Source organism: Microbacterium sp. bgisy207, assembly GCF_057706855.1.
The window spans coordinates 131,791-151,934 of record NZ_JBYIPB010000004.1 but is presented as its reverse complement, the minus strand read 5'-3'; the positions used below and the strand labels follow the sequence as shown (position 1 = coordinate 151,934).

Sequence of the window (20,144 nt, the reverse complement as noted above, 5' to 3'; positions counted from 1 at the left end):
CCGCTCCGTGGGGATCGATCGCGCGATCCCCACGGAGCGCACCACGTTCGAAGGAGGACACCGAATGAGCAGTGACAAGGTCCGAATCGCCGTTGTCGGCGCGGCAGGCGCCTTCGGCATGAAGCACCTCGACGGCCTGGCCAACATCCCCGACGCAGAGGTGACGGTCGTCAGCGGCACCAAGCCCGAGGCCACGCAGGCCGTCGCCGAAAAGTACGGGGTTGCGAACGCCGTCGTCGGTTACGACGCCGTCCTCGAGCGCGATGACGTGGATGCCGTCATCCTCGCCACCCCCACCGGGATGCACGCGTCGCAGACGCAGGCAGCGCTCGCCGCAGGTAAGCACGTGCAGGTCGAGATTCCGCTGGCCGATTCACTTGCGGATGCCGAAGCCACCCTCGCCGCCGCCGAGGCATCCGATCGCGTCACCATGGTGGGACACACCCGCCGGTTCAATCCGTCGCACCAGTGGATCCACCAGCACATCCAGAGCGACCAGTTCCACATCCAGCAGATGGATGTGCAGACCTACTTCTTCCGTCGCACCAACACGAACGCGAAGGGCGAGCCGCGGTCGTGGACCGACCACCTGCTGTGGCACCACGCCGCCCACACCGTCGACCTGTTCGCCTACCAGGCGGGGCGCATCGTCCAGGCCAATGCGATTCAGGGTCCCATCCACCCGGAGCTCGGGATCGCGATGGACATGTCGATCCAGCTCAAGGCTGAGACCGGCGCGATCTGCACCCTCTCGCTCTCGTTCAACAACGAGGGACCGTTCGGCACGTTCTTCCGCTACATCGGCGACACCGGCACCTACATCGCCCGCTACGACGACCTCGTGAACGGCAAGGAAGAGCCGATCGACGTGTCGCAGGTCGCGGTCAGCATGAACGGCATCGAACTGCAGGACCGCGAGTTCGTGGCTGCGATCCGCGAGGGACGCGAACCCAATTCGTCGGTGCGGCAGGTCTTCGACTGCTACCGCGTGCTCGGGATGCTGGAGGAGCAGCTCGCATGAACCTGCCCCGGTACGGGCTCGGATGCATGTCACTCAGTCACGCGTACGGGGTGGCGCCGCAGCCCGAGGAGGGCCTGCGGTTGTTGCAGACCGCGCTCGATGAAGGCGTCACGTTCTTCGACACCGCCACCCTGTACGGGGGCGGCCGCAACGAAGAACTCGTCGGCAAGGCCATTGCGGGCCGACGGGACGAGATCATCCTTGCCAGCAAGGGTGGGATGGCGATCGTCGACGGTTCACGCGTCATCGATGGTCGCCCTGAGACGCTGCGGGCGCAGGTGGATGCGTCGCTTCGCCGACTGGACGTCGACCACATCGACCTCTACTACCTGCACCGCTGGGACAAGTCGGTGCCGATCGCCGATAGCGTCGCGGCGCTCGCCGAAGCCGTTGATGCCGGCAAGATCGGTGCGATCGGACTCTCGGAGGTCTCGGTGGCGCGACTCCGGGAAGCGCAGCAGGTCGCGCCCATCGCCGCGGTGCAGAACGAATACTCCCTGTGGAGCCGGAATGCGGAGCTGGGCATGCTCGAGGCGACGAGATCCGACGGCATCGCACTCGTGGCGTTCTCGCCGGTCGCGCGGGGGTTCCTCGCCGATGCCGTCCACAACCCCGAGGAGCTCGTGGCCAAAGACATCCGCCGCGGGATGCCGCGGTTCCAGTCGCCGCACTGGGAAGCCAATGCAGCGCTGCTGCCGGCATGGCGCGCCCTCGCTGCTGAGGCAGGGGTCAGCCCGGCCCAGCTCGCGCTCGCGTGGCTGTCGTCTCGAGGTGAGCATGTCGTGCCGATTCCCGGGACGACGAACATCGACCACCTGCGCGAGATCATCGCCGCTGCGCAGCTCGAGGTCACGCCCGACATACTGGAGCGCGCCGGCGAGCTCATCGGCACTGAAACCGTGTCGGGTCCCCGGTACCCGGCGAACAACGCTGTCGAGGTCGACACCGAGACTTTCGAGGATGCCGCGTGAAGGCCATTTCGTCGATGGCGACGCGGCTGCTGCTTGCCGACCTCATGGCGGCCGCCGACGATGCCGGGCTCGGGCACGTCGAGATCGAGTCGGTCGGTGGAGTCGACGCGGCTGACCGGGTCGCCGCTGGCGAAGAGTTCGACCTCGTCTTCCTTGCCGACGGTGCGCTAGCGAAGCTCGCCGCCGGCGGACACGTCGTGGCGGCATCCGTGGCGCCCCTCGTGCTGTCGCAGGTGGCAGTGGGCGCTCCGTCGGGCACTGACGCTCCGGCGACCGCGGTCTCCGATCCCGCATTCCCGGATGCCGCCGCTGTGCGGGAGGCGATTCGGGAGGCGAGGAAGATCGGGTACTCCACGGGGCCGAGCGGTACAGCGCTGGTGTCGATGATTGAGGACTGGGGCTTGAGCGCGGAAGTCGGTGATCGGCTGGTCCAGGCGAGGCCCGGCATCCCTGTCGCGCGCCTTCTCGCCGATGGCGACGTCGATCTCGGCTTTCAGCAGCTGAGTGAGCTCGTCGGCAGCCCGGGTGTCAGTGTGCTGGGCGTTTTGCCCCAGGACTGCGCGATCGACACCGTGTTCTCGGGTGCGATTGCCGCGACGTCGTCGGAGCCGGAGGGCGCGGCCGCAATCCTCGCCTTCCTGCGCACCGACGCTGCTCGCGACATCGCGCGCTCGCGCCACTTCGCGCCACCGCCCGCGCCGTAGCGCGCTGGCGGCTTCTTTCAGCTGGGCGCCCCGGCGATAAGAGCGCGGGCAACCCGGTCGCCGGAAACCAGCGCGCCCTGAATCGACGCGGTGTCGCGGTGATCGCCCGCGATGTAGACGCGTTCCGAGAGTCGCGCGCGCGTGACGGTTCGCAGCGGCACTGACTGCGCCGGCAGCGCGTGCGGGATGTCATCGCGTCGCAACAAGCGCCAGTCAGTGGCATCCATACCCCAGATCTGAGAGGCGTGCCGCCGTACCTGCGCCTCGGTCGGAGAATCGAAGGAACCTCGGTGTGTCGCCGGCGGCAGCAGGCAGGTCGCCTGGACGAGGTGCATGCCCTTCGGCGCATACGAGGGCACGGCGTGCGACATCACCGCCGTGTTCACGACCGGTCCGGCGCGCGTACCGTCCACCGCGATCATGCCGGATGCCGACGGCGCGGCATCCGTCGCGAACCACCACGTCTGCAGGCCGCGGGTCCTCGGCACGGGAATCGGCGCGAGTCCTGATGCCGCCTCCGGTCCGACGGCGACGATCACCGCGTCAGCGCTCACCGGGTCTGCCCCGGCAACAGCGACCTCGACGCCCGCGGCAGTCTCACGGAGGGCGGTCACGCGACGCTGCACGGCGATTTCGGCGCCGAGCGTCCGGGCGTAGGCGGCGAGCTGTTCGGGAAGGGCCTGGATGCCGCGCTCGGGCAGGCCCGGGCGGCCCAGCGCGAACATGCGAATCAGCAGCCGAACGAAGGCGTCGGAGGTCTCGAAGCTCCCGTCAGCGATGACGCCGGAAAGGAACGGCTCGAGCACCGCGGTTCTCAGCGGGCCGGTCAGTCCGGCACGATCCCACGCCTCATGCACCGGCAGATCGCGGCCGGCGGCGGCTTGGCGGATCACGCGCCGGGGAGCGCTGAGCGCCGTTGCGGCCCAACGCACCAGTCCGGCAACGTCCCGTGGCGCGAGAAGACCACTGCGAAGTGTCGCGGCGAGAATCGACGGATGCCGGCGCGGATCTGCCAGCGTCGCGAGGCCGCGCTCGCGCCGCACCTGCACCCCGACGGGGAACGGCTTCAGGCGTAGCGCCTGAATGTCCACCCAGCGCCGCACCGCGGGATAGGCGGGATTGAGCACTTGGAACCCGCGATCAAGCAGAAAGCCGTCGACGGCGTCAGTGCGCTGCCGGCCACCGACGGTGTCTGCAGCCTCGAGAACGACAACGTCGCGTCCGGCGTGTCCGAGCGTGATCGCTGCCCGAAGTCCTGCCAGCCCGGCACCGACAACGACCACATCATGCTGCGGCGTTCGTGCCATGACTGTCCTCCGGGCTCAGTACTACGACGCTACGGTGCCACGAGTCCCGCGGAACCCATGATCTTCTCAGGCCGCAGCTCGATCGCCACCCGGCGCGGATTGGGCTGCGGCTGCCGGTACCGCGCCGCATAGAGTTCCACGGCGCGCGCGACGGCATCCGGATCGCGCGACACCGTCGCGTGCCCCGCAATGCTCAGCCACTGAGGGCCCGCGATCTGCGCGACGGTAGCGCGACCATCCCGTTCGATGTTGCGCACCTTCTGGCTACCGTCCATCGTGATGATCCGCACCAGACCGTCTGCGAAGCTGAACCCGACCGCGACGACGTGGAGGAGCCCGGAGGGCGCGAGCGTCGACAGTGTTGCGAGGTGGTAGTCCGAGACGAAGCGCTGCCCGTCGTGGGTGAGAGCCGTGGCCATGCCCTCGATCCTGCCGCACCAGCGTCGACAGCGCGCGCCACATCGTGTGAGACTCGGGGCACCATGCCTCCGAATCCCGACGATCTTCGCGATCTCGCGCTCCTGCGCCGCGTCCGGGACCGCATCGACCGCGAGTACGCCGCGCCCCTGGATGTCGAGGAACTCGCCCGGGGCGCCCACATGTCAGCGGGGCACCTGAGCCGAAAGTTCAAGGCGGCCTTCGGCGAGAGCCCGTACTCGTACCTCATGACCCGCCGGATCGAGCGCGCCATGACACTGCTGCGACGGGGACATCTCAGCGTCACCGAGGTGTCGCTGGCGGTGGGTTGCGCGTCCCTCGGCACCTTCAGCACCCGGTTCACCGAGCTCGTCGGAATGCCGCCGAGTGCTTATCGGGCGCTCGCCGAACATGACGCGGCGGGCCTGATTCCCTGTGTCGCGAAACAGGTCACTCGGCCGATCCGGCGCTGACCGCAGCATCCCAGCGCTGAAGCGCGCGCAGCGCGAGAAACGTCACCCACTTCGACGGTTCACCCGGTTCGACGTCCAGGGGGAACCACACTGCGCCCTCGAGTTTGTCGCCTTGCAGCCATCTGCCGTCGGGCTGCCGTGCGTCCCGAACTCTGTCGATGGTCTCGGCAATGCGGAGGTCGGGTCGAACGCCGTCGTGAGCGGCAGCCTCGGAGAAGTACTCGACGGCCTTCAGCGCCGTATGCGGGTGCCGGTAGGGGTACATCAGCAGATCCGCCCACGTCCCCACCGGCTCGCCCGTCGACAGGCGGTAGCGCAAGCGGCGCTCGAGCAGATACTCCTCCCCGCGATGACGGACCTTCGTCAGGGTGTCATCGCCCGTGAGCTGCTCATACGCCAGGATGCCGCGCACCGCGTTGATCGTGGAGTGGAACGAGGAGCGTGTAGATCCCTCGACCCATTCGCAGTTCCACCCGCCGTCGGGCAGCGTCTTGGTTACGAAGAACTCCACGACCGGCGAGACGTCAGCTCCGAGCCACGCGCCGTTGGCGAGGGTCATGGCATTGATGCACACGTCGGTCTCGCCATCCCAATACGGCAGATCGTCGTACTCCCACCGAGCGTTCTCGCGCAGCTTCTCGGCCGTCCCGGCCAGGGCTGCGGCATCCAGTCCCCACTCGCGAAGCGTCGTGAGGGTCCAGGTCGTTGCGGTCCACGGCTGGCCTGGTCCCTCGCCCGTATACCCCGCCGGAAAGTAGGCGCCCCCAGCCCACTGGCCATCGGCATCCTGCAGCGCGAGCAGCCGCGCGGCGTCGCCTTCATGCGCCATGCTCGCCCGCGTCGCCTGCCACACCTCTTCGGGCGCACCCGTCAGATCGCGCTGCACCTGCCACCGCAGTGTGGGGTCGGAATCCAACAGCCACTGCTCGAGCTCGTCACGGTCCATGCGCGAAGGGTAAGTCACGCCGCCGACACGCGACAGTGGGTCGCGGGCGCCCCTATCGGTCACGAATCGAGAAGCGCACACCGGATGCGGCCACTACCGTGACGGGTATGCAGACCACTATTCACTCGAGCTTTCTTCCTCATCTCGAGCCCGAGCAGTCGCTCGCCTTCTACCGCGACGTTCTCGGGTACGAGGTGCGGCTGGATGTCGGGTACGAGGACCTGCGCTGGATCACGGTCGGTCCGGCAGGCCAGCCCGACACCGCGATCGTGCTGCATCCGCCGGCCGCTACCCCCGGACTGACCGACCAGGACCGCACGACACTGCTGGAGCTGATCGCGAAGGGCTCGTACTTCGGGATCAACCTGGCAACCCGCGACCTCGACGCAACCTTCGCGGCTCTCGAGGCCGCCGGTGCCGAGATCGTGCAGGAGCCGATCGATCAGGACTACGGTGTACGGGACTGCGCGGTGCGTGATCCCGCCGGCAACCTCATCCGCATTCAGCAGCTCACCGACTGACGCGTCGCACTCCCGGGCTGTAGATCACGCGAAGGCTGCCTCGACCGCCGCCTCGATGTGCAGGCGGGCGGTCGGGAACACCGGGACGGGGCAGTCCTCCCCCGTTACGAGCAGTTCGATTTCGGTGCAGCCCAGGATGATTCCCTCAGCACCATCGGCGACCAGGCCCTCGATGATGCGGCGGTACGCGGCGCGGGACTCGTCGCTGACAACGCCCATCGCGAGCTCGTCGAATATCACGCGGTGCACGAGTTCGCGGTCCCTATCACCGGGGATGACGACGTCCAAGCCGTGTTCGGCCAGGCGTTCCCGGTAGAAGGGCTGCTCCATCGTGAATGCCGTGCCCAAGAGCCCGACCCGAGACAGTCCGGCGGCGCGGACCGCAACTGCAGCGGCATCCGCGATGTGCAGCAGCGGAACATCGATCGCCGCAGAGACCTCTGGTGCGACCTTATGCATCGTGTTGGTGCAGATGAGCACCATCTCGGCGCCGGCATCCTGCAACCCGCGCGCGTGGGTCGCGAGAAGGTCGGCCGCATCGCCCCACCGATCCTCGCGTTGCATCAGACCGATCTCGGCGAAGTCGACGGAGTCGAGCAGGATCTTCGCGGAGTGCAGCCCGCCCATCCGATCGCGCACTGTCTGGTTCGCGATGCGGTAGTACTCCGCGGTGGATTCCCAGCTCATGCCGCCCAGCAGGCCGATGGTTTTCATGCTTCAACAAGACCACCGCGCGATACTTCAGCACAACGGCATACTTGTATGAAGAAACCAAAGCAGTGCTAATGAATGGGGTGACATGGAACCGCACGAGACGCACGCCGACCTGGATGCGCCGCGCGCCCTGCCGGCGCTCGACCCCCGCAGCATCCTGATCTTCCGCGAGGTCGGACGCACCGGATCACTCACCGGCGCTGCTCAGGTGCTCGGCTGGACGCAGCCGGCGGTCAGCCAACACGTCCGGCGCCTCGAAGCGGTCGCCGGCGTTCCCCTCCTTGCGCGGGAGGGCCGCGGGGTGGTCGTGACGGATGCCGGGCGCGCCCTGCTGCGTCACGCCGACGCCCTCGCTGCAGCTCTGCATGACGCCGAGCACGAGCTCGCCGACCACGCTCACCTGCGCGCGGGCCGCGTGAGGATCGCATCCTTCCCGTCGGCCAGCGCCACGATCGCGGCGCGTGCCGTCAGCGACCTGGCCGAGAGGTTTCCGGGGATCGATCTGCGGCTGGAGCAGCTCGAACCACCCGAGGCCCTCCGCGCGCTCGAGGAGGGGGCGTGCGATATCGCCATCGTCTTCGAGTACGACGATGGACACGTCTCGGTTCCGGCCGACGCTGATCGCACCCCCCTCGGGGTTGATCCACTCCAGATCGTCCTTCCCCCCGGGCATCCGCTGACGGCGCGGTCCGAGATCCGGCTCGACGATCTTGCCGACGAACAGTGGGTGACCGGATGCATCAGCTGCCGCAAACACCTGTTGACCTCGACCTCGGCTGCGGGGTTCACTCCCGACATCCGTCACAGCACTGATGACTACGTCGTCGTGCAGGCACTGGTCGCCACGCGCATGGCAGTCGCCGTCCTTCCCTCCCTCGCCCTTCGTGCGAGCCGAAACCCCGACGTGACCGTGCATCCCCTCGCCGACCATGCTCCGCGCCGTGTCTCGGCCATCACGCGGCGCAGTGCGCGGTCAGTGCCGTCGGTGGGCGCAGCGCTCGCTGCAATACAGCGGGCAGCCCAGGCCCTGGAAAGGGTCTGATCTCGGCATCCGACCCCGCTTCCCCGTGCCCGCGGAAGAATGGGCCCATGGATGCCGCACCGCGCCCGCTGACCGAAATGCCCGACCCGCAGTACGTCATGGTGGGCGAGGGGTACCGCATCGCCACGTACTCGTGGGGCGATCCCGACGCCGAGACTGTGCTCGCGGTCCACGGGTTCTCGTCGAGCTGCCGCGACAACTGGGTGAACACCGGCTGGGTCCGCGACCTCACTCGCGCCGGATTCCGCGTTCTCGGCGTGGATCAGCGCGGACACGGTGCGAGCGACAAGCCGCACGATCCTCGCGCGTACGAGATGCCCGCGTTCATCGACGACCTCGCAACAGTGCTCGACACGTACCTGATCGACTCCGCGCGCTACCTCGGCTATTCGCTCGGCGCTCGGGTTGGATGGCAGCTCGCTGTCGACCGCCCGCAGCTGGTGACCCGTGCAGTTCTCGGCGGCATCCCCGACGGCACGCCGCTGGCACGCCTCCAGCTCGACCAGGCGAAGGCGTATGTCGCCGACGGCACTCCGGTGACCGACAAGGTCACCAACAACTACGTGACCCTGGCCGAGCGAGTCCCGGGCAACGATCTGACAGCTCTCGTCGCGCTCGCCGAGGGAATGCGTTTCGGTGAGGACGGCGACCCCGACCCCGACCGGCCTCCGCAACAGCCCGTGCTGTTTGCGACCGGCAGCGAAGACGCGATTCTTCCGCGGTCGCGGCGCCTTGCCGAGGCGACTCCGAACGGCACGTTCGTCGAGATCCCCGACCGGCACCACTTCAACACCCCAGGGTCCCGCGACTTCCGGGCCGCCGGCGTCGAGTTCTTCGCCACGAGTGATTGACTGAGCGCGTGAGCGAGCTTCTCGCGCAGTGGCAGATGATCCCCTTCGAGCACGAGGGGGTACGCCACGACGTCTACTACCGGGGCGACGGGCCGGGAGTCATCCTGGTCCCCGAGTTACCGGGAGCCACCCCCGAGGTGATCGCTCTCGGGGAGCGCCTGGTTGCGGCCGGTTTTCGGGTCGCGATGCCGTCGGTGATCGGCACGCCGGAGCGTCCCATCAGCGGCGGATACATCGCGGGCTCGGCGCTTCGTATGTGCGTCTCGCGGGAGTTCGCGGCCTTCGCGCGCCGCGCCGACCGGCCGATCGCCCATTATCTGCGGGCACTCGCCCGCCAACTGCATGCCGAATGCGGCGGGCCCGGTGTGGGCGTGATCGGGATGTGCTTCTCGGGCGGATTCGCGCTCGCCGCAGCAGCTGACGAGAGCGTGCTGGCCCCCGTGCTTTCGCAGCCGGCGATGCCGCCGCCGATCGGGGCAGGTAAGTCGGCGACGGGTCTGAGCATTATCGAGGAGGCGGCGGTCAGCCGCCGCGCCGCGGACGGCCTGTGTGCCCTCGGACTTCGATTCACGCAGGACCGCAGCGTGCCGCCGCAGCGCTTCGCCGCCTTCGAGCGCCTGCTCGGCGAGGGCTGGCGTGCGTTCGAGATCGACTCGTCGCCCGGCAATCCTCACGGCATCCCCGCTAACGCGCACTCCGTACTGACGGATGCCTCGGCAGACGTCCCCGCCCACCCGACCCATCGCGCGAACGAACTCCTGGTCGACTTCCTGCGCGAGCGCCTGACCGGTTAAGGCGTCGAGCCCTCAGATCGCGAGGTCGGCATCCTCCACCAATACCAAACGAGCCAGCACGCGCCGAACGAGCCGGCAGTGCGGGCTGGCTCAGCGGGATCGGGCTTGTTGGCGGGGGTTCGACGGGCGCCAGCCGCCTCCCGCGGGGCGGCGCATCGGTACGTGCGGGATGTCGTCCTCCGAGAACGCCGGACCCGATACCTCGAACCCGAAACGCGCGTACCAGTCGGCGAGCTGAGATTGTGCGTCGAGCACGATCGGCACCCCGGGTTCCCGCTCCTCGCATCGAGCGACGGCGCGACGCATGAGCTCTGCCGCGATGCCGCGCCCGCGGGCTGCGGCGTCAGTGGCAACCCGCCCGATGCGCATCTCGGTCGGGTCCACGAGGATGCGCAGGGTGGACAGCACCTCATCGCCGTCGCTCGCCCACATCAGCTCCGCGCCGGGCTCGATGTCGCGGCCGTCGAGTTCCGGGTAGGCCGCGCGCTGCTCGACCACGAACACGCGAAGCCGAAGCCACAGCATCCGGTACAGCGTCTCGGGCGGAACATCCGTGGCCGCAGCGCAGTGGTAGGAGACGGGCATGGCCATACCCTAGAGCCTCCCGCAGGATGCGCCGCGGCCCGCACGTCGGCGGCGGGTGGCAGAGTGGATGCATGCAGCAGCGCCCCCTCGGAAGAACTGGCCGTCTCGTCTCGGCAATCGGCCTCGGTACGTGGCAGCTTGGCGCCGACTGGGGCGCGGTCAACGAGGATGACGCGCTGGCGGTGCTCGCAGCATCCGCCGACGCCGGCGTGACGCTCTTCGACACCGCGGACGTGTACGGAGACGGCCGGTCGGAGAAGCTCATCGGCCGCTTCCTCGCGTCGCGACCCGATCACGGCATCACCGTGGCGACGAAGATGGGACGCCGCGTCGACCAACTGCGCGAGAACTACACCGAAGAAGCCTTCCGGGGCTGGACCGAGCGCTCCCGTGAGAACCTCGGCGTCGACACCCTCGACCTCGTGCAGCTGCACTGTCCGCCTACCGACGTCATCGCTGCCGACGACCTCTTCGATGCGCTCGACCGGCTCGTCGAAGACGGCCTCATCGCCGCTTACGGCGTATCGGTGGAGACGTGCGAGCAGGCGCTCGCCGCCATTGCGCGCCCGGGCGTGACAAACGTGCAGATCATCTTCAATCCCTTCCGACTCAAGCCGCTCGACGAGGTGCTCCCGGCAGCAGCCGCCGCCCAGGTCGCGATCTTCGCGCGGGTGCCGCTGGCCTCCGGGCTGCTCTCGGGCAAGTACACGACGGCCACGACATTCGCCAGCGATGACCACCGCTCGTACAACCGTCACGGCGAGGCGTTCGACCGCGGCGAGACGTTCTCGGGCGTCGACTTCGAGGTCGGGATCGCCGCGGCATCCGAGCTGGCTGCCGCGCTGCCCGAGGGAGTCTCACTTCCCGCAGCGAGCCTGGCCTGGATCGCCGCCCAGCCCGGCATCACCTCTGTGATCCCCGGCGCACGGACGCCTCAGCAGGCTGAGGCCAACGCTGCCGCAGGGGCTCTGCTCGAGCCCGGCGCGTTCGATCTCGAAGGGTTCGACGCGGCGGTTCACGGGGTTTACGACCGTCACCTGCGCGACGCGATCCATCCCCTGTGGTGACCCAGCGCCCCCGTCGGTGCATGGCCGCGGGGTGAGCGCGAAGCCCGGGCCCGCCGATCAGGCATGCCGCGACGAATAGACTTGAGTGTTGTGACCAGCGCTGCACCCCTCCGCACCCTCGAGGTGAGGCATCTTCAGCTGGCGCGAGCCTTCTTCGCCGCGCTGGCGGCCGTCATGATCACCTTCTCCCCTGATCATTCCGCTGCCGTCGGCCTCGCCGTGTTCAGTGGCTTCGCGATCGCGACGGGTCTGGTGTGGTTCGCCGCGGTGTGGCTGATCTTCCCGAAGGGCGACCGGTGGGCAGCGGTGCTGCTCGGCATTCTCGCTCTCCTCGCCGGAATGGCAACCGGGATGCCGGGCCTTCGAACCGACACGATGTTCTTCGTCGCCGTGATCGCTTGGGCTGTGCTCAGCGGCATCGTCGAACTCGTCGCGGGTATCCGAGCGCGACGGATGACACACCTGCCGCGCTCGCAGAGTCGCGACGCGATCTTCGTCGGTGCACTGGGCATCCTGCTCGGACTGGGGCTCGTCGCGGTGCCGGTGCAGTACGCCCTCACCTACACGATCGAAGAAGCAGGACAGACTTTCACCCTGACCGGAATCACCATCGCCGTCGGCATTTTCGGTGGTTACGCCGCGATCGTCGCCGTGTACCTCGGAATTGCTGCGTTCTCGCCGCGCCAGACGGATGCCGAGGCCGCGGCGGCGGTCACCGAAGCGACGGCCGAGAGGAAGCCATGACCGACAAGCCCTCGCGCCGGGAGATCATGCGCCCCGTTCAGCTCTTGGGGCTCGCCTTCGCTGCGGCCCTCTTCGCGGGAATCGTGACGCTCGTCTCGATGGGGTTCTTCCAGCAGATTCCCGCCGAAGACGTGCAGAACGCTTTGGTCGTTGCGCTCATCGTCGCGGGAGTGACCTTTGTGGTCACCCTCGTCGCGCTCGCACTCCTGCTGCTGGCGATCGACCCCGCGCAGGTGACCAAGACCATTGATCGGCCCGTGCTGCTGGACGACGAGCCCGACGGCGACGCGGCATCGGCGACCGCGCCCGATGACCGCGAGGCCGGCGGCTCCTCAGCACCAACCGCCTAAAGCTCAGCCGGGGCTCACTCGATCTCGGAGACGAGGTCCGATGCGAGACCCGTGTATGACGCCGGCGTGAGGGCGAGCAGGCGCTCCTTCGCGGCATCCCCGATGTCAAGACCGCGCACGAACTCCGCGAGCTCGGCGACGCCAACGCGCCGCCCCCGTGTGAGGTCCTTCAGCAGCGCGTAGGGGTCGCTGATCTGCGAGCGTCCGGCCACGATCTCAGCGCGCACCACGGTCTGGATCGCCTCGGCCAGGACCTCCCAGTTACCCTCAAGGTCGGCATCCAGCGCGGCTTGCGCGAGCGAGATCTCGGTGAATCCCCGGGCGAGGTTGTCGAGCGCGAGCAGCGAGTGCCCCAGGGCGACGCCGATATTGCGCTGCGTCGTGGAATCGGTGAGGTCCCGCTGCAGCCGCGAGGTGACGAGTGTTTGCGCCAGCGTGGCCAGCAGCCCACCCGAGATCTCGAGGTTCGCCTCGGCGTTCTCGAAGCGGATCGGGTTGATCTTGTGCGGCATCGTCGACGAGCCGGTCGCGCCGGCCACCGGGATCTGCGAGAAGTACCCGAGCGAGATGTAGGTCCAGACATCGGTCGCGAGATTGTGCAGGATGCCGCCCGCGTGCCGGATCCGGTCGTAGAGCTCGACCTGCCAGTCGTGCGACTCGATCTGGGTCGTCAGGACGTTGAACCCGATCCCGAGCGACTCGATGAACTCGCGCGAGAGGGCCGGCCAGTCGGTGTCGGGCTCAGCGGCGAGGTGGGCTGACCAGGTTCCGGTGGCGCCCGAGAACTTCGCGAGGAACTCGGATGCCGCGATCTGCCGCTCGACCCGCTCGAGTCGCCACACGAAGACGGCGAGCTCCTTGCCCATCGTGGTGGGGGTCGCCGGCTGCCCATGGGTGCGCGAGAGCATGGGAGCGTCCCGGTGCTCGTGGGCGAGGGCGGCGAGCCGGTCGATCACGACGCGGAGTCGGGGCAGCCAGACCTGGACGACGGCGCGCTGCACCGTGAGTGCGTAGGAGGCCGAGTTGATGTCCTCGCTCGTGCACGCGAAGTGGGTCAGTTCGGCGATCTGCTCGAGTCCGAGCTCGCTGAGCCGGTCGCGAACGAGGTACTCGACGGCCTTCACGTCGTGGCGGGTCACTGACTCCTTCTCGGCGAGCCACGCGATCTCGTCGGCGCCGAAGCCGCGGTACAGCGCGCGAAGGCGTTCCTTCTGCGTCTCCTCGAGCGGTGCTGTGCCGAACAGGGAACGGTCGGTGAGGGCGATCAGCCACTCGACCTCGACCTCGACGCGGGCACGGTTGAGGCCGGCCTCCGAGAGATAGTCGCTCAGGGGTGCCACCGCGGCGCGGTACCGTCCGTCGAGGGGACTCAGCGGCTGATCGCCGAACGAGCTGGCGTCGTGCTCACGGGGCAGGGAGGTCACGGTACTCCTGTCGGATCTGCGGTCCGGGCTCCCGTCGCGCCGGGCGATGATCGCCTCAGGGCGCGGGGCGAAGCGCCGGCTCCAGCTGGCGGAAGAGTGCGCGGCTGGCGTTCTCGATCATACCGAGCACCTCGTCGAACATCGCCTCGCCGGCGTAGTACGGGTCGGGCACATCGAGGGTCGGGGCCCCGGCATCGAACGACATGAGCAGAGAGATCTTGTCGGCATCCGCGTCCGAGTGTGCCCAGCCGCGCAGGATCCGCTCATGGCTGCGATCGAGGGCAAGCACCAGGTCGCTGCGATCGAAATCGGCCCTGCCGAACTGCCGTGCGCGATGGCGCGCGCCGTCGTAGCCGCGCCGGGCGAGCGCCTCAATGGTGCGTTCGTCGGCGCGCTCGCCGACATGCCAGTCTCCCGTGCCGGCGCTGGTGGAGAGCACGCGGTCGCCGACGCCCGCACTGTCGGCCAGGGCGCGGAACACGACCTCGGCCATGGGAGACCGGCAGATGTTGCCGGTGCAGACGAAGACGACGCGAAACGGCTCGACGGCGTTCGCAGTCATGCGTTCATTCATACCCCTCCTGCCCGGCGATCGCATCAGTTCGTCGCCTCCTCCCCGGTTTCGCCGGGGGCCGAACCGTCGACAATACGTGACGGATGCCGCATCCCGCGCCCCGAGGGTCAGCGACCGTGGACGAATGGATGAGCTGTGTGCGTCACCGGCGGCCGGTGCCGTACGGGCACAGCTCGCGGCGCTCGCGTCGTGGGCTGACGACCTCGCTGCCGACGCCGAGGCGATCGCGCGGGTCAGTGGCTGGGAGACGCCGGCTGTCGCCGAGTTCCAGACCGAGATGGCGGAGCTTGTGGCGGCGCTGCGCGGCCTGCGAGAGCGCGCCCTCGATCTGCGCGCCGACGTCGGAGCGCCGCATCCGTGGTCCATCGCGGGCGGGTACCCCGGCTTCGGTCTGGCCGGAGCTGGGGCGTGAGCGATCTGGAGATCCGCAGCGGCGGTGCTATCGCCGTCGACACCGAGCTGTTGCGAGCGGTTGCCGGGCGGCTGCGCGAGTTCGGCATCCGTCTGGGCGAATTCGCGGACCGGGCGCGCTGGGTGGCAACGGATGCCGCAGCCACCGCGACCCGGTTCGGCATTGACCTCGAGGCGCGGTGGCTCGCAAGCGGCGCTGACCGGGCTGCGGAGCAACCGGCGGCGCTCGCGGCAGCCCTCGACGGGCTCGCTGCAGCGTATGAGCTCATCGAACTGCGGGCGCAGCACGCGGCAGCGGCCGCCGCCGGTGATGCCGATGCGGCGCGAGCGATCGAGTCGCGGATGGCGTTGCTTGAGCAGGAGTACCCGGACGCCGCGCGCGCTGCCGACACCGCGGTGCGCGGGTGGCGCAGCGGCGGTCCGATCGAGATGGCCCGCCAGGCTGCGGCTGCGACGTGGTGGATTCCCGGGATGGCCCTTCCCCTGGCCGTCGGCACCGGTGTGCTCTGGGGCGGGGTGGCGCTCGCGGGTTTCGGCCGGATGTCGCGGGCGCCGGTCTCGCCGGGCGCTCCGGCGGCGGATGCCGCGGCCACGGCGCCCTCGACATCAGTGCCCGGGCATCGCGGCGGGACCCGGCACCCGCCCACGGCACCTCCAGCCACGCCGCCCGGAGCCCCTACCGCGCCGACTACCGTGCGCGCAGTAGCCCCAACCCCCTCATCAGCGTTGGCATCGGGGCCGTTGACGGGTTTGGCGGATGCCGCCCGCCGCGTGCCCGGCGCCGCTGAGGCCCGGGTGCGCGTCGAGCGTTACGCGATGCCCGGCGGTGGGTCGCAGGCGGCCGTCTACATCGCCGGGACACAGACCATCTCCGGCGGTTCGGGCGACCCGTTCGACATGCGCTCGAACCTCGAGCTGTACGGGGGTGAGAGATCGGCGTCCCTCGAGTCCGTCGAACTCGCCCTCCGCGAGGCAGGCGTGGCTCCCGGCGAGCCGGTCCACGTCTTCGGCCACTCGCAGGGAGCGATGCTCGCTTCTGCTCTCGCGATGGAGGGCACCTACGACGTGCAGACCCTCGTCACCTATGGCTCACCCGTCGAGGCAGCCGTGCCCGACAGCGTGCTCAGCGTCGGCATCCGTCACACCGACGATCCCGTCGCGGGGCTCGCCGGCGGCGGTCACGCCGAGACGGTGGGCGCGCCGGGAAGTTTCGTTGCGGAGCGGGTGGCCGACCCGACGGGCGGCGTGCAAGACCTGACCCTGGCAGCGCACGGCATCGAGCGGTACGCCGAGACGGCGGCGATGGTGGATGCCTCGAGTGACCCCCGCACTGCGGCGCTGCGGGAACTGTGGCGTGACCTCGGGTCGGCCGAGAGCGTGACCGTCACCGAATACGCCGCCGATCGAGGCGGCAACTGAGGCCGACTCAGTCGTTGTTGCGGCGGGGCCGGAGGAGGATCCCGATGAACCAGTTGATGATCGAGATCAGAAGGGCCGCGACCACACCCCACCAGAAGTCCTCGACTCGCAGACCCCAGTCCCACCACTGCGTGAACCAGGCGGTCAGCCACAGCAGGAAGCCGTTGATCACCAGCGAGATGAGCCCGAGCGTCAGGATGTAGATCGGGAAGGCGAGCACCTTGATTACCGTGCCGATGATGGTGTTCACAAGCGCGAAGATGAGCGCCACCAGCAGCAGCGTCAGCACCAACTGCAGCGTCTCCCCCGGTGCGAACGGGATGACAGTGACCCCGAGGGCAGGGATCAGGGTGACGATCCAGATCGAGAACGCGTTCACGACGATGCGGACGAGTAAACTCATGCCCGCAGTCTTTCACGAGGGTGCAGACAGGTAACAGCCCGGTCGCGCACTCGGGCCGGTCCTGAAACCGCCCCGGTCCTAAACTCATGGAGTGACCGAACCCGACCCGATCCCCGTTCGCGTACGCCCCGCGATCGCGGCGCTGCCCCCCTACAAGCAGGGCCGACAGGCGGCTCCAGACGCGTTCAAGCTCTCGAGCAACGAGAACCCGTACGACCCGCTCCCTGGCGTGATCGACGCGATGCGCGGGGTAACGGCGGTCAACCGCTACCCCGACGCGAGCGCTGCGCGGCTGCGGGATCGGATCGCCGCCGACTACGGCGTGAGCCCCGACGCCGTGCACATCGGCGCCGGAAGCGTCTCGCTCATCGCGCAACTCATCTCGGCGACCGCAGGTCCCGGCGACGAGGTGATCTACGCGTGGCGCTCGTTCGAGGCCTACCCGTCGCTGGTCGAGGTGTCGGGCGCGGCATCCGTGCGTGTGCCGCTCACCGCCGACGCGCGCCACGATCTCGCTGCGATGGCGGATGCTGTCACCGACCGCACCCGCACGATCCTGGTGTGCAGCCCCAACAACCCCACCGGTCCGGTGGTCACGCAATCCGAGTTCGACGACTTCGTCGCCCGTGTCCCTCGCGACGTGCTGATCGTGCTCGACGAGGCGTACGCCGAGTTCGTCACCGCCCCGGATGCCGTCGACGGCGTGCGGGTGCTGCAGGCGGGGCATCCGAATGTCGTGGTGCTGCGCACCTTCTCGAAGGCCTACGGTCTCGCGGGACTCCGCGTTGGCTACGGGATCGGTCACCCGCGGGTATTGGATGCCGCGCGCAGCACCGCCATCCCGCTCTCTGTCACCGCCCACGCTGAAGAGGCGGCCCTGGCGAGCCTCGACGCACGCGACGAGCTGCTCGAGCGGGTAGCCGAGATCGCCACGCGCCGCGATGCGCTCGCGGCAGGCCTGCGGAACCAGGGATGGCGCGTCCCCGAGGCCCAGGGAAACTTCGTGTGGCTTGCCACCGGACCCGACACGCTGGCTGTGGCCGACGCCTTCCATGACGGCGGAATCGTCGTCCGGCCCTTCGCGGGAGAGGGTGTTCGCATATCCGTCGGAGAGCATGAGTCTGTGGACAGAGTGCTACGGATCGCGGGTTCCGTTGTAGAGGACCTCCCGGAAGGGCACCCCGCACGCGGGTAGCGTAGGGACCGTGACCCAGCCAGAAGAACCTGAGCTCGTCCGCATCCTCGCCGCTGACGGCTCCCTCGCGCCCAGTCCGGCAGCCGAGCCGTACCTCGAGCTCGTGAACGCGCTCGCCGACTCCGACCTCGAGATGCTGTACCGCGACATGGTCGTCATCCGTGCGATCGACCGGCAGGCAACCAACCTCCAGCGCCAGGGACAGCTCGCACTCTGGCCCCCGAGCCTCGGACAGGAGGCAGCACAGGTCGGTTCGGCCCGCGCCGCCCGCGCGCAGGATCACCTCTTCCCCTCCTATCGCGAGCACGTCGTCACCCGAATCCGGGGCGTGGATCCGATCGGGATCATCAAGCTCATGCGCGGACTCTCGCACGGCGGATGGGACCCGACAGACCCGGCCAACGGCAACACCCACATCTACACGCTGGTGCTCGGGGCCCAGACGCTGCACGCCACGGGCTACGGCATGGGCCTGGTCTTCGACGGACGCTGTGGCACCGGCGACCTAGAGCGTGACGAAGCCGTCATCGTCTACTACGGCGACGGCGCCTCCAGCCAGGGTGATGTGCACGAGGCAATGGTCTTCGCTGCCAGTTACCGCACGCCCGAAGTCTTCTTCCTGCAGAACAATCAGTGGGCCATTTCGGTGCCGGTCGCGACCCAGTCCCGCACGCCGCTCGTGCGGCGCGGAGAGGGGTACGGGATGCCGAGCATCCGCATCGACGGCAACGACGTACTCGCCAGCTACGCCGTCACTCGGCGTGTCCTCGACGAGGCGCGGAGCGGCGAAGGGCCCCGTGCGATCGAGGCGATGACCTACCGGATCGGTGCCCACACCACGAGCGACGACCCGACCAAGTACCGCACCTCCGACGAGGAGCAGTTGTGGGCTCAGCGCGACCCGATCGCACGAATGCGGGCCTTCCTCGAGCATCGCGGAGCCCCCTTCACGCTCTTCGACGAGGTGGATGCCGAGGCCGCCGCCGCTGCCGATGATCTGCGCGTGCGCACGAATGAGCTCGGCGGACTGGAGCGCGACGCGATGTTCGCTCACGTCTACAGTGACCCGCACCCGCTCATGGACGAGCAGCGCCGCTGGCTCGCCGAGTACGAGGCATCCTTCGAGGGAGGCACCCGATGACCACCGTCTCGACCTCCACCGGCCAGGCTTCCGCGGCCGCCGCGGCTCCGGCATCCGGGCCCATGCCCTTGGGGCGCGCGCTCAACGCCGGTATGCGGCAGGCGTTGGCAACGAACGACCGCGTCCTGCTCATGGGTGAAGACATCGGTCGTCTCGGCGGCGTGTTCCGGGTGACCGAGGGGCTGCAGGCAGAATTCGGCGAGCAGCGGGTGCTCGACACGCCCCTTGCCGAGTCCGGCATCGTCGGTACCGCGATCGGGCTGGCCATGGCCGGGTTCCGCCCGGTGTGCGAGATCCAGTTCGACGGGTTCGTGTTCCCGGCGTTCGATCAGATCACCTCGCAGCTGGCGAAGATGACCAACCGCCTCGAGGGGGCAGTGTCGATGCCGGTCGTCATTCGCATCCCCTACGGCGGGCACATCGGCGCGATCGAGCACCACCAGGAGAGCCCCGAGGCCTACTTCACGCACACCCCGGGCCTGCGGGTTGTGAGCCCCGCCACCGCGGGAGACGCGTACTGGATGATCCAGGAGGCGATCGCCTCCAACGACCCAGTGATTTTCCTTGAGCCCAAGAGCGCGTACTGGCAGAAGGGCGAGGTGGACACGACTGCCCCTGCCCTGCCACTTCACGCCTCCCGCATCGTCCGCCGCGGCACCGATGTGACTCTCGTCGGCCACGGCGCCATGGTCGGCACACTGCTGCAGGCAGCGGCTCTCGCCGAGTCCGAGGGCACGAGCTGTGAGGTCGTCGACCTGCGTTCGCTCTCACCGGTCGACTACGGTCCGATCCTCGACTCCGTGCGCCGCACCGGCCGCATGGTCTATGCACAGGAGGCCCCGGGCTTCACGAGCCTGGGCAGCGAGATCGCCGCTACCGTGACCGAACGCGCGTTCTTCTCGCTCGAGGCGCCGGTGTTGCGGGTCTCGGCGTTCGACACCCCGTTCCCACCCGCCAAGCTCGAGGGCACCTACCTGCCGGATGCCGACCGCATCCTCGAGGCCGTCGACCGCGCCCTCGCCTACTGACACCCGATGGCGCTAACTCCTGCAATGTCGGCACGGACACGG

Annotated in this window: 24 protein-coding genes; 16 read left to right on the top strand and 8 right to left on the bottom strand. The window is 68.8% G+C overall.

The genetic code is table 11. The features are described 5' to 3' along the window. Nucleotides 1-64 precede the first annotated feature (64 nt). The 3 genes from AC3ENO_RS05215 to AC3ENO_RS05205 are packed head-to-tail and all read left to right on the top strand — an operon-like array spanning nt 65 to nt 2,696. Entirely contained in the window at nt 65-1,021 is a 957-nt protein-coding gene (locus AC3ENO_RS05215; protein ID WP_434969547.1) for a Gfo/Idh/MocA family oxidoreductase, read from the top strand. Next, nucleotides 1,018-1,992 (top strand): aldo/keto reductase, encoded by a 975-nt coding sequence (locus AC3ENO_RS05210; RefSeq protein ID WP_434969546.1) that lies wholly within the window; start codon nt 1,018-1,020, stop codon nt 1,990-1,992. Before AC3ENO_RS05215 ends, AC3ENO_RS05210 begins: the two co-directional genes overlap by 4 nt. Further along, nucleotides 1,989-2,696: a substrate-binding domain-containing protein gene (locus AC3ENO_RS05205; protein WP_228179405.1), complete on the top strand. Its 708-nt coding sequence runs from the start codon at nt 1,989-1,991 to the stop codon at nt 2,694-2,696. Before AC3ENO_RS05210 ends, AC3ENO_RS05205 begins: the two co-directional genes overlap by 4 nt. 17 nt (nt 2,697-2,713) lie before the next feature. Here the strand turns inward: AC3ENO_RS05205 and AC3ENO_RS05200 are convergent, their stop codons facing one another. Continuing rightward, nucleotides 2,714-4,003 carry an NAD(P)/FAD-dependent oxidoreductase gene (locus AC3ENO_RS05200; RefSeq protein WP_434969545.1) on the bottom strand — a complete coding sequence of 430 codons (1,290 nt, stop codon included), beginning with the start codon at nt 4,001-4,003 and terminating at the stop codon, nt 2,714-2,716. Between the two features lie 29 nt (nt 4,004-4,032). After that, entirely contained in the window at nt 4,033-4,422 is a 390-nt protein-coding gene (locus AC3ENO_RS05195; protein WP_228179403.1) for a TIGR03618 family F420-dependent PPOX class oxidoreductase, read from the bottom strand. A 63-nt stretch (nt 4,423-4,485) separates the two neighbouring features. On the opposite strand from AC3ENO_RS05195, the gene AC3ENO_RS05190 reads away from it, so the two are divergent. Further along, nucleotides 4,486-4,893, top strand: coding sequence for a helix-turn-helix transcriptional regulator (locus AC3ENO_RS05190; RefSeq protein ID WP_363497824.1), 408 nt, complete (start codon nt 4,486-4,488; stop codon nt 4,891-4,893). Here AC3ENO_RS05190 and AC3ENO_RS05185 read toward each other — a convergent pair. Then, entirely contained in the window at nt 4,871-5,839 is a 969-nt protein-coding gene (locus AC3ENO_RS05185; RefSeq protein WP_434969544.1) for a squalene cyclase, read from the bottom strand. The genes AC3ENO_RS05190 and AC3ENO_RS05185 overlap by 23 nt on opposite strands. Nucleotides 5,840-5,946: 107 nt before the next feature. Here AC3ENO_RS05185 and AC3ENO_RS05180 point away from each other — a divergent pair, with 107 nt between their 5' ends. Then, the gene (locus AC3ENO_RS05180; RefSeq protein WP_434969543.1) at nt 5,947-6,360 is read left to right on the top strand and encodes a VOC family protein; all 414 of its coding nucleotides are present in this window, start codon (nt 5,947-5,949) and stop codon (nt 6,358-6,360) included. Between the two features lie 24 nt (nt 6,361-6,384). Here the strand turns inward: AC3ENO_RS05180 and AC3ENO_RS05175 are convergent, their stop codons facing one another. After that, nucleotides 6,385-7,074 carry an aspartate/glutamate racemase family protein gene (locus tag AC3ENO_RS05175; protein WP_434969542.1) on the bottom strand — a complete coding sequence of 230 codons (690 nt, stop codon included), beginning with the start codon at nt 7,072-7,074 and terminating at the stop codon, nt 6,385-6,387. An 85-nt stretch (nt 7,075-7,159) separates the two neighbouring features. Between AC3ENO_RS05175 and AC3ENO_RS05170 the strand changes: the two genes are divergently transcribed. Genes AC3ENO_RS05170 through AC3ENO_RS05160 form a run of 3 tightly spaced genes read left to right on the top strand, consistent with a single transcriptional unit; the run spans nt 7,160 to nt 9,761 of the window. Then, entirely contained in the window at nt 7,160-8,116 is a 957-nt protein-coding gene (locus AC3ENO_RS05170) for a LysR family transcriptional regulator (RefSeq protein WP_228179399.1), read from the top strand. 47 nt (nt 8,117-8,163) lie between these two features. Continuing rightward, the gene (locus AC3ENO_RS05165; protein WP_434969541.1) at nt 8,164-8,967 is read left to right on the top strand and encodes an alpha/beta fold hydrolase; all 804 of its coding nucleotides are present in this window, start codon (nt 8,164-8,166) and stop codon (nt 8,965-8,967) included. Nucleotides 8,968-8,975: 8 nt separating this feature from the next. Beyond that, nucleotides 8,976-9,761 carry a dienelactone hydrolase family protein gene (locus AC3ENO_RS05160; protein WP_228179397.1) on the top strand — a complete coding sequence of 262 codons (786 nt, stop codon included), beginning with the start codon at nt 8,976-8,978 and terminating at the stop codon, nt 9,759-9,761. Between the two features lie 90 nt (nt 9,762-9,851). On the opposite strand, the gene AC3ENO_RS05155 is transcribed toward AC3ENO_RS05160, so the two are convergent. Further along, a complete protein-coding gene (locus AC3ENO_RS05155) occupies nt 9,852-10,346 on the bottom strand; it encodes a GNAT family N-acetyltransferase (RefSeq protein ID WP_434969539.1) in 495 nt (164 codons plus the stop codon). A gap of 71 nt (nt 10,347-10,417) precedes the next feature. Here AC3ENO_RS05155 and AC3ENO_RS05150 point away from each other — a divergent pair, with 71 nt between their 5' ends. From AC3ENO_RS05150 to AC3ENO_RS05140, 3 genes are all read left to right on the top strand, one after another. Beyond that, nucleotides 10,418-11,413 (top strand): aldo/keto reductase, encoded by a 996-nt coding sequence (locus tag AC3ENO_RS05150; RefSeq protein ID WP_228179480.1) that lies wholly within the window; start codon nt 10,418-10,420, stop codon nt 11,411-11,413. A 90-nt stretch (nt 11,414-11,503) separates the two neighbouring features. Beyond that, nucleotides 11,504-12,157 (top strand): acyl-CoA synthetase, encoded by a 654-nt coding sequence (locus tag AC3ENO_RS05145; RefSeq protein ID WP_228179481.1) that lies wholly within the window; start codon nt 11,504-11,506, stop codon nt 12,155-12,157. Continuing rightward, nucleotides 12,154-12,507: an amino acid transporter gene (locus tag AC3ENO_RS05140; protein WP_228179482.1), complete on the top strand. Its 354-nt coding sequence runs from the start codon at nt 12,154-12,156 to the stop codon at nt 12,505-12,507. Before AC3ENO_RS05145 ends, AC3ENO_RS05140 begins: the two co-directional genes overlap by 4 nt. Before the next feature lie 14 nt (nt 12,508-12,521). Here AC3ENO_RS05140 and purB read toward each other — a convergent pair whose 3' ends face one another. Both purB and AC3ENO_RS05130 read right to left on the bottom strand, forming a co-directional pair. Then, a complete protein-coding gene (gene purB / locus AC3ENO_RS05135; protein ID WP_228179483.1) occupies nt 12,522-13,931 on the bottom strand; it encodes an adenylosuccinate lyase in 1,410 nt (469 codons plus the stop codon). Nucleotides 13,932-13,986: 55 nt separating this feature from the next. Beyond that, nucleotides 13,987-14,493 (bottom strand): low molecular weight protein-tyrosine-phosphatase, encoded by a 507-nt coding sequence (locus tag AC3ENO_RS05130; RefSeq protein ID WP_228179484.1) that lies wholly within the window; start codon nt 14,491-14,493, stop codon nt 13,987-13,989. A gap of 136 nt (nt 14,494-14,629) precedes the next feature. Between AC3ENO_RS05130 and AC3ENO_RS05125 the strand changes: the two genes are divergently transcribed. Together AC3ENO_RS05125 and AC3ENO_RS05120 are read left to right on the top strand one after the other, a co-directional pair. Beyond that, nucleotides 14,630-14,917, top strand: coding sequence for a hypothetical protein (locus AC3ENO_RS05125; RefSeq protein WP_228179485.1), 288 nt, complete (start codon nt 14,630-14,632; stop codon nt 14,915-14,917). Continuing rightward, nucleotides 14,914-16,335, top strand: a complete 1,422-nt coding sequence (locus AC3ENO_RS05120; protein WP_228179486.1) for an alpha/beta hydrolase — start codon at nt 14,914-14,916, stop codon at nt 16,333-16,335. The genes AC3ENO_RS05125 and AC3ENO_RS05120 overlap by 4 nt, the downstream gene beginning before the upstream one ends. Before the next feature lie 7 nt (nt 16,336-16,342). Here the strand turns inward: AC3ENO_RS05120 and AC3ENO_RS05115 are convergent, their stop codons facing one another. Beyond that, complete coding sequence (locus AC3ENO_RS05115; protein ID WP_228179487.1) at nt 16,343-16,738, bottom strand: phage holin family protein; 396 nt, start codon at nt 16,736-16,738, stop codon at nt 16,343-16,345. A gap of 91 nt (nt 16,739-16,829) precedes the next feature. Here AC3ENO_RS05115 and AC3ENO_RS05110 point away from each other — a divergent pair, with 91 nt between their 5' ends. The 3 genes from AC3ENO_RS05110 to AC3ENO_RS05100 all read left to right on the top strand — a co-directional run bounded on the left by AC3ENO_RS05110 (nt 16,830) and on the right by AC3ENO_RS05100 (nt 20,102). Further along, nucleotides 16,830-17,933 carry a histidinol-phosphate transaminase gene (locus AC3ENO_RS05110; protein ID WP_228179488.1) on the top strand — a complete coding sequence of 368 codons (1,104 nt, stop codon included), beginning with the start codon at nt 16,830-16,832 and terminating at the stop codon, nt 17,931-17,933. A gap of 10 nt (nt 17,934-17,943) precedes the next feature. After that, the gene (locus AC3ENO_RS05105) at nt 17,944-19,074 is read left to right on the top strand and encodes a thiamine pyrophosphate-dependent enzyme (RefSeq protein WP_228179489.1); all 1,131 of its coding nucleotides are present in this window, start codon (nt 17,944-17,946) and stop codon (nt 19,072-19,074) included. A 62-nt stretch (nt 19,075-19,136) separates the two neighbouring features. Then, nucleotides 19,137-20,102, top strand: coding sequence for an alpha-ketoacid dehydrogenase subunit beta (locus AC3ENO_RS05100; protein ID WP_228179512.1), 966 nt, complete (start codon nt 19,137-19,139; stop codon nt 20,100-20,102). Nucleotides 20,103-20,144 lie beyond the last annotated feature (42 nt).